General features: G+C 51.2%; 11 protein-coding genes and 1 pseudogene. 3 read left to right on the top strand and 9 right to left on the bottom strand.

Annotation, left to right across the window (positions count from 1 at the left end; translation table 11 throughout):
- Window positions 1-7: 7 nt before the first annotated feature.
- From K7H08_RS08905 to K7H08_RS08935, 7 genes are all read right to left on the bottom strand, one after another.
- Entirely contained in the window at window positions 8-3,097 is a 3,090-nt protein-coding gene (locus K7H08_RS08905) for a type I restriction endonuclease subunit R (RefSeq protein WP_231657726.1), read from the bottom strand.
- Window positions 3,098-3,157: 60 nt separating this feature from the next.
- Window positions 3,158-4,519, bottom strand: coding sequence for a restriction endonuclease subunit S (locus tag K7H08_RS08910; protein ID WP_231657727.1), 1,362 nt, complete (start codon window positions 4,517-4,519; stop codon window positions 3,158-3,160).
- Complete coding sequence (locus K7H08_RS08915; protein ID WP_231657728.1) at window positions 4,512-5,558, bottom strand: PDDEXK nuclease domain-containing protein; 1,047 nt, start codon at window positions 5,556-5,558, stop codon at window positions 4,512-4,514. The genes K7H08_RS08910 and K7H08_RS08915 overlap by 8 nt, the downstream gene beginning before the upstream one ends.
- Window positions 5,555-7,969 carry a type I restriction-modification system subunit M gene (locus K7H08_RS08920; protein WP_231657729.1) on the bottom strand — a complete coding sequence of 805 codons (2,415 nt, stop codon included), beginning with the start codon at window positions 7,967-7,969 and terminating at the stop codon, window positions 5,555-5,557. Before K7H08_RS08920 ends, K7H08_RS08915 begins: the two co-directional genes overlap by 4 nt.
- A 232-nt stretch (window positions 7,970-8,201) precedes the next feature.
- Window positions 8,202-9,488 carry a type II toxin-antitoxin system HipA family toxin gene (locus tag K7H08_RS08925; protein WP_231657730.1) on the bottom strand — a complete coding sequence of 429 codons (1,287 nt, stop codon included), beginning with the start codon at window positions 9,486-9,488 and terminating at the stop codon, window positions 8,202-8,204.
- Complete coding sequence (locus K7H08_RS08930) at window positions 9,478-9,771, bottom strand: helix-turn-helix domain-containing protein (protein ID WP_231657731.1); 294 nt, start codon at window positions 9,769-9,771, stop codon at window positions 9,478-9,480. Before K7H08_RS08930 ends, K7H08_RS08925 begins: the two co-directional genes overlap by 11 nt.
- Before the next feature lie 188 nt (window positions 9,772-9,959).
- Complete coding sequence (locus tag K7H08_RS08935; protein WP_217181843.1) at window positions 9,960-10,133, bottom strand: AsnC family transcriptional regulator; 174 nt, start codon at window positions 10,131-10,133, stop codon at window positions 9,960-9,962.
- A gap of 148 nt (window positions 10,134-10,281) precedes the next feature.
- Between K7H08_RS08935 and K7H08_RS08940 the strand changes: the two are divergent.
- A pseudogene (locus tag K7H08_RS08940) lies at window positions 10,282-10,572 on the top strand (alcohol dehydrogenase catalytic domain-containing protein); the annotation flags it as partial.
- A 468-nt stretch (window positions 10,573-11,040) separates the two neighbouring features.
- A complete protein-coding gene (aqpZ, locus tag K7H08_RS08945; RefSeq protein WP_231657732.1) occupies window positions 11,041-11,790 on the top strand; it encodes an aquaporin Z in 750 nt (249 codons plus the stop codon).
- Here the strand turns inward: aqpZ and K7H08_RS08950 are convergent.
- Window positions 11,787-12,398: a DNA-3-methyladenine glycosylase family protein gene (locus tag K7H08_RS08950; protein ID WP_120386021.1), complete on the bottom strand. Its 612-nt coding sequence runs from the start codon at window positions 12,396-12,398 to the stop codon at window positions 11,787-11,789. The two genes, aqpZ and K7H08_RS08950, sit on opposite strands and share 4 nt — an antisense overlap.
- A gap of 375 nt (window positions 12,399-12,773) precedes the next feature.
- On the opposite strand from K7H08_RS08950, the gene K7H08_RS08955 reads away from it, so the two are divergent.
- On the top strand, window positions 12,774-13,973 hold the full coding sequence (locus K7H08_RS08955) for an MFS transporter (RefSeq protein WP_231657733.1): 1,200 nt from the start codon (window positions 12,774-12,776) through the stop codon (window positions 13,971-13,973).
- Window positions 13,974-13,980: 7 nt separating this feature from the next.
- On the opposite strand, the gene K7H08_RS08960 is transcribed toward K7H08_RS08955, so the two are convergent.
- The gene (locus tag K7H08_RS08960) at window positions 13,981-14,676 is read right to left on the bottom strand and encodes an extensin-like domain-containing protein (protein WP_198348755.1); all 696 of its coding nucleotides are present in this window, start codon (window positions 14,674-14,676) and stop codon (window positions 13,981-13,983) included.
- Window positions 14,677-14,705 lie beyond the last annotated feature (29 nt).

A 14,705-nucleotide genomic window follows, 5' to 3' on the forward strand; every position in this document is an offset into this window, starting at 1 on the left:
TCTCGACTCATAAGTAATCTTTCTGGGCTTTGGCAAGTTCCAGTACGCTTTGGATATCTACCTCATAACCGGCGGTTTCTTGGCGTACGGCATTGGCGATTTCGCGTTCTTTAAAACGATCTCCCACCCAATCCGCTTTTTTGGTATGGCGAATCGCTTCATCGATTTTCGTGGCAAGTTGTTCATCTTTGCCGAAGTTATCATACAGTGCGCGCTTAGCATTCGAATCAATGGTGGCTGGATAATCCGCGGTACTTTGTTCAGGGCGAATGACTCTTCGGGATAAATCACGAATGCGCTGCAGGTATTCCTTATAGGTTATGGCCTGTTGCCTGCGCTGTTTGATGAGTTCATCCAGCAATACCGACATCTGTTCGTAATACCTTGGGTTGACCGGGTTTTCATCAACAATCGTTTTGCGTACGTTGTTTTCGATGGTTTCCGCCATGGCCTCGGTATTATTGCGAATATTTTCCGGCAATGCCTTCACCGCATCCTCGCCTTTCTCGACGATCAGCTCAATCAATCCTAGCTCTTCAAAATCCATCAGCACTTCGCTGTCATCTGCACGGATATACATATCCAGCAGGTGGCGCATGGCCGGTTCAAAACGCTTCATTTCGACCAGGTCACCGCTGGCCAGCTTCACTTCATCGCGCACATGTTCAAAATGCGTGACTTCCTGGCGTACAGCGTCAATCTCAGCGCTGGAGTAACCCGCATTAGGCATTTCATTGGCGATATTGGCAAACGCGCGCAACAACTTAGCAACGTACTGATAAAGGCTTAAGCGCAGCGCCTCTTTTTCCGTTAGCTCATCCTGATTACTGCCAGACTCACCGCAGAAGTAGTGGATATAGTCTTGGGTATGGCGAGGGGCTTTCACCGGTTCGCACAGAGCGCGCACCATTTCCAGTGCGTTATCGAGATCCTCTCTGGCCTGCTCTAAACGGTCTTTGAGCAAGCCCGCGACATCTTCTTTGTCGTAGCCGTCGAACGCCTCCTGGGTGTAATCAGTAATCGCTTTATCCAGGGAGCGGAACAGGTCTTTGTAGTCGATAACGTAGCCGTACTCTTTGTCATCGCCGTCCAGCCGGTTGACGCGGCAGATGGCCTGGAACAGATTGTGATCGGCCATGTGCTTATCAATATAGAGATAGGTAGCTGATGGGGCATCAAACCCTGTCAGCAGCTTATCGACCACAATCAGCAGGCGCATCTGTCCTGGCTCATCGACAAAACGCTTCTTCACTTCTTTTTCAAACGTTTCTACTTGGCTAGCCGCTTTATCCTCTGGCAGCTCGAAGTAGTCCGCCAGCATCTTGCGGTAGGTGTCGTATTTAAAAAGCTTTTCGGTCAGGCCTTCACCCGTTGCCTCGCCTTTAATGCTGGCCGCCGTGGGCTGAAAACTGGTGACAATGGCGACTTTACCCGCCAGATCTGACTGATTGAACATTTCAAACGCTTTACAGGCTTGGTAGACGCTGGCGCACACCAGCATGGCGTTGCCGCGACCGTCCATCAGCCGGGGTTTGGTGTCCATATCCAGCAAAATATCGTTAACGATCTGCTGTAAGCGGGACTTGCTGGAGAGCACCTTTTGCATAGTGCCCCACTTCTGTTTGAGCTGCGTTTTGGCAATATTGGATAAGCCGCGCGTTTTGGCCTCAAACCAATCATCCACCTTTTTCTGCGAGGTAATGGTCTGGTCGATATCACGCGCTTCATAGCGCAGATCCAGCACAACGCCATCGGCCACCGCCTCATCAAACTTATAGGTGTGAATATAGGCGCCAAAGACCTCGATGGACTTTTTCTTATCCTTTTTCATCAATGGCGTGCCGGTAAAACCGATAAACAGCGCATCCGGCAGAAGCACTTTCATTGCCTCGTGCAGCTTGCCGGTTTGGGTGCGGTGGCACTCATCCACAAACACGAACAGGCCGCCCTTGGCACGAAAACCTTGCGGCAATGACTGCTTCAGCTCTTCGATAAACGCATCGGTGGCCGCATCGCTTTGCGACTCAGAGTGATGACCAAATTTGTGTACCAGAGAACACACCAGCCAAGGGTTCGGCTGGTTGAGGGTGGCGATCAAATCTGAACCGCTTTTGGTGCGGTAAATATCCTCATCTACGCCGGTAAACACCTTCTCGATTTGCTCATCTAGCTCCGTGCGGTCGGTCACGATCAACACACGGCTATCTTGAATATGCTCGCGAATCCATTTGGCCAGCCACACCATGGTGAGGCTTTTACCTGAGCCTTGGGTGTGCCAAATAATGCCGCCTTCACGGCGGGCAATATGCTGTTTCGAGGCTTCAACACCGAAGAATTGGTTATGGCGGCAGGTCTTTTTCACCCCGGCATCAAAAACGATAAAGTCATGGATCACTTGCAGGAAGCGCCTTTTGTTACAAAGACGACTTAGGTGAAAGTCCAAGGTGTAATCAAAAGGGTTGGGGGTATCTTCTTTCCACTCCAGGTAATACTTTTCCGGGGTTTCGATGGTGGCGTAGCGCAGCCCTTGGGTGTCATTACCCGCCATCACCAATTGAATTGTGCTGAAAAAATCACGGATAAAGGCTTTTTTCTGGTTATCCAGGTTCTGACGAATGCCTTCCGCAACCGACACCGACGAGCGTTTAAGCTCAATCACGCCCAACGCAATGCCATTCACATACAGCACAATGTCCGGGCGTTTTTTGTTCTCACCCTTGATGGAGACTTCTTCAGCAAGGGCAAAGTCATTGGCTTCTGGGTATTCCCAATCAATTAGCCAAACGGTCTGGTTCTGTTCGCCCGCGCCTTCCTTGCCCTTTACGCCATAGCGCAGCAGCCGGTAGACCTCTTTATTGGCGTAGTAGAGCTTTTTGCCTTCGCCTAGCGCCGCAGCGATCTCCAGTTGGCGCATCGCCCGCGTAATCAACATTTCACTGGTGCCACGCTGCCTTAGCCAGGTACTGAGCTGCGCCACATCGATATTTTTGTTGTCCTGATCATGCTTGTCGCCCAGGTAGCGATAGCCCAGCTCGGAATGAAAAAAATCAACGATACGCTGTTGGGTGGCGCGCTCACGCTGGCCGACGTTGCTCATAACCCTGTTCCCTTTTTATCTTTTACACAAGCCTGCTAAATCAGCCTGTGTATTGACGACTTAAGCGGCTGGCACCACCAAGCGCGTTTTGCCCGTTAGCAGCTCTTGCATCATACCTTGCTTAATTTGGCGGGTTTTGCCAAGGCGTTGTTCCAGTGCCTGAATTTCCTTGTCCATATCGGAAAAAATTGTGGCGATGGCGGCTTGTTCTTGTTCATTATCTGGTATTGCAACATAAGTTCCGTTTATCAGGTCGGTGTTGAGGTTCATCTGCGAGCCTGTTTGCCCTTGTTTTCCCCACTCATCTTCCAGCTCTTTAAGAATGTAATACATTAGATCTTGATTTACAGATAATCCGTTGAATACAACAAAACCATCATGAATACATAGATCTTTCTTCGTAATTATAGGCTTGCCGACAGTTGCACAAATACTCATTACTAAGTTGTTTTTAGATACAAATCTACTATTAGCAATGCCCAGTTCGGAGAGGCTTTGAGTTGTTTCAGTTAAATATTTATTGGTTTTTGAAACATCAGAGATGCGCAACCAACCTACGGACGAATTTCGGTTAAACCAAACTGGGCTATCAATGGGTCTCGGCGAAGCACCTCGTTGTATTCTAGCTAGTTCACTCATTTTTATAGCATCCCAGTCCTCTGGAATCTCCCCTAGCTCGCTTTGCTTATAGCCTTTTGGCGTACCATCTTCATGTAACGCAAATTGAGGCAAGCGAGAGCGGCCGGTGAGCAGTTGCTGCATGGTGGCGGTTTTGATGGCCTGTTTTTTGGCGACCAGCTTTTCCAGCTCGCTGGTGAGTGCATCGACATCAGAGAGAGCATTGGCGATGGCGGTTTGTTCTTGTTTAGGTGGAAATGGGAAAAGAAAATCTACAGCATCGATAATATTAAACTGTTTCTGTGCGGTTCCGTACTGTACCCCCTCGATTCTGGATTTACCAATACTGGAGTTCATAAGAAAGCATAGCCACTGCGAGTTAAATTTATCTCCTTGTCTAACAATCATCATTGAAGCACAGTTGGACTGATCCAGCTCAGGGGGTATTACCGACGTCACACCAGGATCGCCTACTCTCACAGTCACCAAGTCTCCTTGGTAGAGCCTGGAGGCTGGTAATTTTGCATTGCTCTCCGTTGTTATTCTATTTGCAGTAGTCCAATTAATCCTATTTTCATAAATATGAGATCCGACCAACATTGGTATAGTGCCACGATTTGAATAATAGGAAGATGGGTTAATAACCAACCCAACACTTTGAGAAGGTGATATCTCTTTAAGTTTTTTAACTTCCCATTCTTCTGGAATAACACCAACTTCTGTTTGCTTATACCCTATTGGTAAGGTGCTATCAGCCGCTTCAACCAGATACGTTGCACCCATTTCTGTTACCTGATCACTCATCGCCTAGCTCCTGCTGCTGGAGTTTTTCCATTGCTTGCGCGCGCTCGCGCTCCAGCTCGCGTTTGAGTTCATCCTCAGAGGGTAAATAGGGCAGGTACTTTGCCGCAAACAGCTGCTTCTGCTCGGCCAGCACCGAGTACTTCACCACGGCTTCGCTTTTTTCGCTGCACAGCACCAGGCCGATGGTGGGGTTGTCGTCGCTGCCTTTACGCTGCTCATCGTATAAACGCACGTAGGTATCCATCTGGCCGATATCCTGATGCTTAAGCTTGCCAAGTTTTAGATCCACCAGCAAAAAGCACTTCAGTTTGAAGTTGTAGAATACCAAGTCAATGTAGAAATCTTCGTCGTCAAAGCGGATGCGCTGCTGTCGCTCCACAAACGCAAAGCCTTTGCCCAGTTCCAACAGAAACTGCTGCAGGTTGCTGATAATGGCCTGTTCTAACTGGCTTTCCTGGTAGGTTTTATCCTGTAGGTTAAGGAAATCCAGAATGTAGGGGTCGCGCAGATAGTCCTTGGCGGTTTCCGCTAGTGGCTGGGTGTTGTCTTTCGCTTCCTGTTCTACCAAGGCTTTGTTCTGGCTGGCCAGCAGGCGCTCGTAATAGAGGGTGCTAATCTGGCGCTCTAGGGCGCGAACACTCCAGCTGTGCTGTTCCGCCTCTTGTTGATACCACGCCCGAGCACTCGGGTTGTCTACCTTGGACAGCAGATTGTAATGCGACCAGCTCAATTCGAGAGACACTGTCTCCCGAATTGGAAAGGCTTGATAAAAGCGGCGCATATTACGCAAGTTGGTGACATCAAAGCCTTTACCCAGCCGCTCGGTAAGCTGGTGCGAAAGCTGTTGGAGCTGCTGTTTACCGTATTCGGCCCGGCTGCTGCCTTGCTGCTCATGCTCGACAATCAGGCGACCTATTTCCCAGTAGCTTTGTACCATGGCCGTATTCACAGCTTGTCGTACCTGCCCGCGTGCTTGCTCTATCTGCTGGGCAATCGCGCTTACCAGGCTATGCAATGCTGTTGGGTTCTGCTCCGTCATAGGCTTAGTCCCATGGCGCGTAAATGCTGCGCTACTTTGTCACTTAACTGCTCTACCGACTGGGTGATGGCGGGGAGCGGCTCGGCGTAGCGCTCCTCTAGCTCTTTCACGCGGTTGGCAAGCTGCTGGGTCACGCGCTCAATCTCTGCTTCAATCTGGCGTTGCAGGGTAGTCAGCCATTTATCTTCGACGACAAGCGTTTTGATCTCGGCTTCGCTAAGCGTTGGGTAGTGCTTGAACACTGCAATATCCAGCGCTTCTTGGGCATCTTTGAGTGCTTTCTTAGCATTAGCTTCGGCATCAAAGTGCTTTTTAGCCTGCTTGAGCACTGCCTTTTCATCGGGGTCGGTGGCAAGCTTTAGGCGCGCTGTAACCGTGGCCTTAGTGACCTTGTCTTTCTCGTTCACCGCATCATTCAGCAGGCCATCTTCCCCGCTATTTTCCTCAATATAGCTTTCCAGCGCTTGTGTGGCGCTGTCTACCCCGGTTTGTAGTGCATCAATACGGGCCTGTTCGTCAGCAAAGTAACGCGCAACGATCAGCGCGGGTGGAATAAGCTCGGCCTTGTATTTGGTTTTATTGATGATGAGGTCGGGCGTTTCTTTTAGCTTTTCGCCTTTTTTTACTACCAGTTTGCGCATGACGCTACCGGCTGACCAGCCATCTTGTATCAGCACATAGACATCGTCCTGCATCTCTTCTGCCCAGTAGTCCATTAGAATCTGGTAGATGTCATATTTACTCAACAAAGGCTGGCCGGTGTAGCTTTCCAGCAGGTCTTCGCTAATGGTGTGAATCAGCTCTTTAGGTTTATCGCCAATGCTTATTTGCTTCAGGGCCGCACGTTCACGCCAGCGTGAAAAGGGCTGCAGGCTTTGGCGGGCAAACGCGGTAAATTCCGGGTGGTTGAGTATGCTGCTTTTTACCTCGGCAGCGGCCACCAGCGAACGGCAATAGCCGGGGCGTTCATCGGTAAACAGCGTGGCGCGCATGGCGGGAAATACCTGCCAGTAGTCGTTTAGTGCATCCACATCACGCGTGGGGATACCGCCCTGCAAGTGGGCGCTGAGATCGTGCAGGTCTTCCGGCTCACTTGAATCGATGTAACGCGGAATATTGAGGTTGTAGTCGTTAGCGGCGATTTCAGCTAAAGGCACCATGCGGCTGTAGCGCGGGAGTACCAGCTGTTTGTTGAAAACATCGACGACTTTGTGGATATCCTGGCTGCGCAGGCGGTTTTTGTTGCCCTCTTTCATAAAGCCTTTGCTGGCATCGATCATAAAGATACCGCTGCGCGCGTGGCTGTTCTCTTTATCAATCACAATAATGCAGGCGGGTATGCCGGTGCCATAAAACAGGTTGGCGGGCAGGCCAATAATGCCTTTGATGTAGCCCTGCTTGATGAGGTTTTCACGAATGCGGGCTTCGGCATTGCCCCTAAATAGCACGCCGTGGGGCAGAATGACCGCGCCTTTGCCGGTACTTTTCAGGCTTTTCAGTATGTGCAGTAGAAAGGTGTAGTCGCCGTTTTTTTCCGGCGGTATGCCCCAGGTAAAACGGCCAAATTCGTCTTCGTTGGGGTTGAGGCCGCTCGTCCAGTTTTTGTTGGAGAACGGTGGATTGGCCACGGCGAAATCGAAAGTTTTCAACTGGCCGTTGGCGTCCTTCCACTGAGGGGCGCTCAGCGTGTTGTCTTGCCAGATTTTGGCCGTGGCGGTGTTGTGCAGGATCATGTTCATACGCGCGAGGGCGCTTGTCGCGTTGTCCATTTCCTGGCCGAAAATCGACAGGCCACGCGGTGCCTCATCACTGACTTTAAGCAGTAGTGAGCCCGAACCGCATGTCGGATCGTACACCGTGGCGTCCTGCGGTGTGCTTGGGCTAATGCCGATCACTTTTGCCAGAATGCGCGAGACTTCCGACGGCGTATAGAACTGGCCTTTGGATTTGCCGGATTCGGTGGCGAAGTGGCGCATCAGGTATTCGTAGGCATCACCCAAAAGGTCATCGCCATCGGCGCGATTGGCGGAGAGGTTCAGCCCTTCAAAGATGCCGATCAGCTTGGTGAGGCGATCCACCATCTCTTTGCCTTTACCCAGCCGGTCTTCATCATTGAAGTCGGCCACATCAATCACGCCCTTCAGTTCGTTCTGCTCGGCCAGTGCGCTGATGATTTTGTTGATACGCTCGCCAATTTCCTTATCGCCTTTCAGCGCGACCATATCGTCAAAGCTGGCCCCTTGTGGCACCACAATCATGCCGTAGGGATCACCTTTATACTTATCTGAAACGTACTTCATAAACAACAGGGTCAGCACATAGTCTTTGTACTGGCTGGCATCCATACCGCCGCGCAGTTCATCACAGCTTGCCCAAAGGGATGAGTAGAGCTCGTTCTTCTTAATGGCCATTTGGGATCCTTACATTACGGTCGTGTCGGCGCCAAGCGAGCCGCCACACACTTAAAATGTCGTGTACTTTGCAATCAAACAGCACATAAAGCTATTGGGGTGCTTCAGTATCAGCTTGGTGCTTCGAAAATTGGTGCTGGTTATAACTTTTTGGGCGAGCGATAACGCTTGTATGCGGAGTGTATTCCTCGCCATTGATCTTCTTTAAGGAGCCATCTGCAAACAGTCATCGTTAACTGAGTAAAAGCCCCTTGTTCTCCTGCCACGCTTGATTCAATCGCTGGGTGATCAGCTCAATCGTGCTGGCTTTCACACCAAGGTCTTTGGCCACGGTTGGGAAAGTGCTCATAACGTCTATAATTTCCTGAACGTACGGCTGAGCCTGTTTCCAGTTGGCAAAGCCTGCATGTCTAGCTAGCTGCTGAATGGCTTTTAGAGGCGGCTGCTTACCGTAGCCTGTGTAAGCAGTCGCGTGTTCTGCATAGGGGTGAGGGCTAAACGTTACGTCATAGAAAGGCGCTGGTTTCCATTCGCCTCGGTCGTCCTGCAAAAACGCCCAGTTTTTACTGTGATCATCCTGATTGCAGGCAAACAGGTTAAACAGGGCGCGTCGGAATTGGAGTTGGCCGACGGCGGGGGATTTACACAGCTGGCGGCTGGCTTTGATAAGGTCGGCGTAATCAAGACTAGGAGTTCGAAAGTCGGCATCCAGCAGACCACAGGCACTATGCATATGCAGACGCCCCGCAGGGCTTTGATTAATCCAATCAAACCGTTTGATGGCAAGCCAAGCGCGTTCCCCCTGAGGCGTCGGTATGCGCAGCAACTGCCATTCCGGCGGCTCAAGGCCTGCCTTTTTAGCCAACTCCAGGTATATCGCTTCGCATAGGCCTTCTTCGTGACCCAAAGGCAAATGTTGGGAGGTAAACTTGACCAGCCACGCGTCATCCTCTGGCCGGGCCTTGGTTCGGCACTCGCTGAATTGGCCTGGAGCCATAAAAAGCTGTGCTTTTGGCCTTGCCCCACCGGAGCTACCCGCTGCGACTAGAGCACTTAGTACGTCTTCGGTTTGCCCATCAAAAACGGCTTGTGCTTGGAGTCCGAGTGTCGCTAGGTGCTCATTATCGCTTTGTGTCGGTGCAGCATCTGATGTTGGCTCAAAGGCCAGTGCGCCCATGCCGCGCTGGCCAACAAATGCCAGTCGATCCATCGCCGTAAGCTGCATAGGCGCTATACCATGCTGACGAAAGACGCGGTCTTGTAGCAGCAGTCCCCACCCATCGGGTAAACAGTCGCCAAATACGCCGTGCAGCCCTTGATGCGGTGTTTTAGGGGCGGGCTGAAGCGCTAGGCCTTGCTGTAACGTAAAAGGCGATAGGTTGCCATGTCGTTCCTCATAGCCTTTCGCGTACTGAAAAAATACCCCCTGGCGGTTTTGCGCTAATACGCCCGCAGCAACCTGTTCACCGGTTGATAGCGTGCGGGTCACATTCAGCCGTTGCGTGGGTTTAAAGGCCATCTTTGAGCACCTCATCGATAGAGGAAGGTGTCTTTGCGTTGAATGCGTCTTGTTGGGTCAGCGCATATAGCCGTGCCAAGTCGTCTAGGCTTTGCCATAGCAACAGCAGTTGGCGAAACGATATTTGCCCGGTGAGCTCAAATTTTTTGATGGTTGGGGCAGGCACACTGCTGCGCTGTGCCAGTGCCGCACGGGATAGCTTGGCCTGTTCGCGTAAGTGGCGCAGGTGAGCCGCAAAGGCTTGCTGGACATCGGTATCGTCTAACAGCAGAAAACGGCGCATAAGCTATGCATTCCTAAAAGGGATATTACTGTATCCATTTTAGCTTTTTTAGACCTATTTTGGATACTACTGTATCTGGTTTTCTGTTTATTACTTATCGTACCGCGGCCTGCTGCAGAAGTTATTCAAGTGCGTAAAGCCTGCTGGCAGCCTATTTCCTATTTTCACAACCTACCCGACTAATTTGTTTACAGGCCTAGCAACTCAGTACCTGAGAGCTGGCCTGGATAATGCGCTCGAACTCTGCCGTCGTGGCTTCGCTGTGCTGGGTGCAACTGCTCGGCCAGCCGTGCGTTGGAGACACGCCCGTCCGCCTGGAGCAACGTGGCTAACCGGGCATCCTTTTTATCCAGCGCGCTCATTCTGAACTCTTCTTTCGATTTACTGCTGCTATTAGAAAGAGTGCTTCAAAATGACGAAGAATGTCCATCAGAAGGAAACGTAATTTCGGGCAGGGCCCGTTATAGTGGGTGCATTCAACTTGCCGCTAACGCGTTCAGGAATCCCCCCATGAGAGACGTGGTTTTTGAGCAATTTTCCGCCCCACCACAGATCCAGCAACTGCCTGATCCCACCCCCGAGCCGCATGGCGTGGTTGTGAAGTTAATGGCGAATGGGGTGTACCGCAGTGACTGGCATGGCTGGGTAGGGCATGACACCGATATTCAACTTCCTCATGTGCCGGGGCATGAGCTTTCCGGTGTTGTCGAGGCCGTGGGTAAAGACGTAAACACATGGCGCATTGGCGACTGCGTCACGGTTCCCTTCGTTGGCGGGTGCGGCACTTGCCCTGAGTGCCACTGTGAATGCTGCCAAGTTTACTTCCGCTAACTCACTAGCGCACATTGTACGTGGCGTTCCCTGAATGGTTAATATTAGTCAATTAAAAATAAATTGTTAAAGAAACACTTTTTAGCGATTTAATTGATTAATGATTTTTTAGCGCATAATGACTAGTGCGCTAATTGTTTCTTATTGTTTATTTTAATGTCGCTGGTGATATTTGTTTGCCCATTTTTAGAGGCTGTTATATAAAAGATTGTCTTTTCTTTAGGTGCTTAGTTGAATGATTTTTTACACTAATTTGCTGTAAGAGAAATTAACAATGTGCCTAGTGTTTAAGAACTAGTTTATCTCTTTAAGTTAATTAAAAAAGTGGCGTGCACTGAGTGCGCGCATTACTGCGTACACATTAATAAGCGGCCTTATGGAGCTTAATTAGCTGGCGCGGTATTCCCAATGATGCTTGGTCATTAGAGGAGTAGGGATATGAAAAAGTACGCAGCGGAGTTAATCGGTACGTTTTGGTTAGTCTTGGGCGGTTGTGGCAGCGCGGTGTTAGCGGCGGCTTTTCCAGACGTAGGCATTGGCCTATTAGGGGTGTCGCTGGCTTTTGGTTTAACGGTTGTTACGATGGCGTATGCGATTGGACATATTTCGGGGTGCCATTTAAATCCTGCGGTATCGATAGGGCTTTGGGTGGGAGGGCGCTTTCCAGCTAAAGAGTTGCCTTACTATATTGGTGCGCAAGTACTGGGTGCCGTTGTTGCCGGTGGCGTGCTGTATCTGATTGCGAGTGGCCAAGCAGGGTTTGATGTGTCGGCCGGGTTTGCATCTAATGGCTATGGAGAGCATTCACCCGGCGGTTATAGCATGACGGCGGCGTTACTAACGGAAGTCGTAATGACCATGATGTTTATCTTCATCATTATGGGGGCAACCGATGGTCGCGCACCGGCAGGGTTTGCGCCGTTGGCGATTGGCTTGGGCTTAACGCTGATTCACCTGATCAGCATTCCGGTGACCAATACCTCGGTGAATCCAGCGCGTAGTACGGGCGTTGCTCTGTATGTAGGGGATTGGGCGACGGCTCAGCTGTGGCTGTTCTGGATAGCACCAATGATCGGCGCGGCGTTAGGGGCACTAGCGTATCGCTTTATTGCTCAGCCTGAGGCACTCATAGCGCCGCCATCGCCTTCTGATCATGACGATGATCTAACGGGTAAGATCGTTCCCTAAAGCGGCTCTCCACGATAGTAGTGCCATAAAAATAGCGAACCCACGCTACGCCAGGGGGCCCAGTGTTCAACTAACTGGCGAGCCTGTTTAGGCGTGGGTTTGTCTTCCAGCTTTTTTAGACGGCCAAGCGCTACACGTAAGGCAAGGTCGTCGGCGGGAAATATATCCGCGCGTTGGAGCGAAAACATCAGGTAAATTTCGGCGCTCCAACGTCCAAAACCACGCAGTTGAGTGATGGCAGCAATCGCCTCGTCATCGCTCAGCGTGGCCAACCCATCGGCGCTGAATGTGCCGGCAAGCTCTGCCTCCGCCAGCCCTTTGGCATACGCTACTTTGCGCCAGGAAAGCCCTGCATCACGCAGCGCTTGGTCTTCAACGTCGATAACTGCTTGCGCGTGCAATTCAGGTAGCAATGAAGTGACACGGCCCATAATAGCGCGCGCCGCTTCCGTCGAAATCTGCTGGCTAACAATCGTGCTAAAAAACGTTGCGAAGCCTTGGTCGCGTTGGCGTGGTGCGGGTGCGCCAACGAGTGGATAAGCACGGGCAATATCTGGGTCTGCTTTAGCCAGTGCCTCCATGGCGTACTCGATAGTCTCTAGTGTCATGCACATTTCACCTGCTTATAAGTTTAAAAACACACTAACAAAACTAGAAAACCTCTGATTAACTATTGCGCTTGTCCATACTGCGTTAAAAATCGCCTCGTGCGCGAGTCCGATCAAAATGCTCATTTACAACCCGTAAACTCGAACGCGAGCCCGGTCCTTTTTTCGTTGATTTTTGCCTTGTCTGGCCTGCGCTCATAACGTTAATCAGAGGCTCCCTGGGATATTACCGTTGTAATCCGTAGGAATTGCCTCGTTCGCCCGCTAACTTTTTTGGTGTTGCGTATTTCTACTTTTGTCTAATCCTGCGATCATTTGCAGCTATACAAGACCGTTTTGTTAAGCAGGTGTTGAATGCGCCTGGGGGAGAAAAGTATGCAGGCGTCGTCATCGGGATTGGCACGTAACCCGCGGTTGGCAGAAGTCGTGTTGGCGTTAGGCGGGTTTGGTATTGGCACCAGCGAATTCGTCATTATGGGGTTAATGAACCGTGTCGCGGAAGATCTCGTCGTTACGGTGCCACAGGTGGGCTATGCCATCAGTAGCTATGCCTTGGGTGTCGTCGTGGGCGCGCCACTGATCTCTGCCTTTGCAGCGCGGGTACCTAAGCGTGCGTTGCTCATTGTGCTGATGTTGGTCTTTGCTATCGGTAATATCGCCAGTGCCATGGCGCCCGGATTCTGGTCATTTGTAGGGCTACGCTTTATCGCCGGGTTACCGCATGGTGCTTATTTTGGCGTAGCCGCATTGGTGGCCGCGGGTGCAGTGCCAGTTGATCAGCGGGCACGCGCTATTTCACGGGTAATGATGGGCTTGACGTTGGCGATTCTGATTGGCGCGCCGTTAGGCACGTGGACAGGTAATCTGTTTGGTTGGCAAATTGCTTTTGCAGCCGTAGGTGTTATTGCACTGTTGACTGCGCTATTGATTCGTTTGTGGGTACCTGTACAGCCGTTCGATGCCTTAGCAAGCCCGCTACGTGAACTGTCGGCATTGATAAAGCAGCGTGTATTGGTGACGGTGGCCATTGCCTGTATTGGCTGTGGCGGTATGTTTGCTATTTTTAGTTATGTGATGCCTACGCTTACTCAGCAAGCGGGTATGAGTGAAGCGCTGGGGCCGCTAGTGCTGGTCATCTTTGGTCTTGGCTCTATCGCTGGGAATTTAATTGGCGGTCGTGCAGCGGACAAGAACCTGATGCGTGCAATTCCCGCTACCTTGGTGTGGTGCGCAGTAATTCAGGGATTGTTCTATTTTGCTGCTAATAATGTTTGGACGGGGCTGTTATTTGTAGGATTAGTCGGCTCTAGTATGGCGCTAGCGCCTGCGCTGCAGACCCGTTTAATGGATGTAGCAGAAGATGCCCAGACGATGGCGGCTTCGCTAAACCATGCGGCTTTTAATGGGGCCAATGCATTAGGAGCGTGGTTAGCGGGATTGGTCATTAGCGCGGGTTTTAGTTGGTCGAGCACAGGGTTAGTCGGTACCGGTTTAGCACTTTGCGGGCTGGTGATTTTTGCTTGGGGGCGCTGGCTTGAGAAACGCACTTTCACTACGGCTGAACGTTATCAATGAGTGTTTACTAACGACATAGCCTAAAGCCGCGCATGCCTAGGTGAAAGTGGTCAGCATGTGCGGCGTTGTAGTCTGGCCCCAACACGTTACCAAAGGTGTTGCAGGCGCCATCTCTCGCTGCTCTTAGAAATTCCCCGGTTTCGCCTTCGTCATCCCAGTGATTGATCAGCGTAATGTGCTGGCCATTTTCAAACTGAAACCCCACCACATCCAGTGCTTCAGCGGTGGCGTGTTCACTGCGCCTGCCTGTTTCGCGGCCATAGACGTTACGGCAGGCAAAGCTACCAACGTGATTGACTTGGGCCACACGGCTACCCATGATTTCCAGGGCGGCAGGTTGAAGGACATGGCGCTCGTACATTACCCAGGCCATCGCCATTGGGCAGGTGGCGACAAAGCGTTGGTTAAAACGAACGCTGCTAGACTGCATGCGCACGATATTCGTCAGTGGGCAGCTAGCGGTTGGGGAATAATCGGCTAAAGGTGTGTAACTAAGCTCGCTCTCTGGCACGGTGTCCAGTGCGGCTAAACAGGCCCCCCTGTCATCGTTTAGACGTTTGAGCTTTAGCTGGGTGATGGGCGTTATTGGGTCATCAATATAGAGTGGCGCCCAGGGTGCCCAATGGCGGGGAATCTCAATCAGCCCTTTTTGGAACGCTACGCCCAGGGCAATTAAGCATAAAATAACGATCGTACTGCGCATAACGACCTCCTTGTGACTGCGCCGAAACG

Origin of the sequence: Halomonas sp. IOP_6, from assembly GCF_021151565.1 — a bacterium.
Classification (GTDB): domain Bacteria; phylum Pseudomonadota; class Gammaproteobacteria; order Pseudomonadales; family Halomonadaceae; genus Vreelandella; species Vreelandella alkaliphila.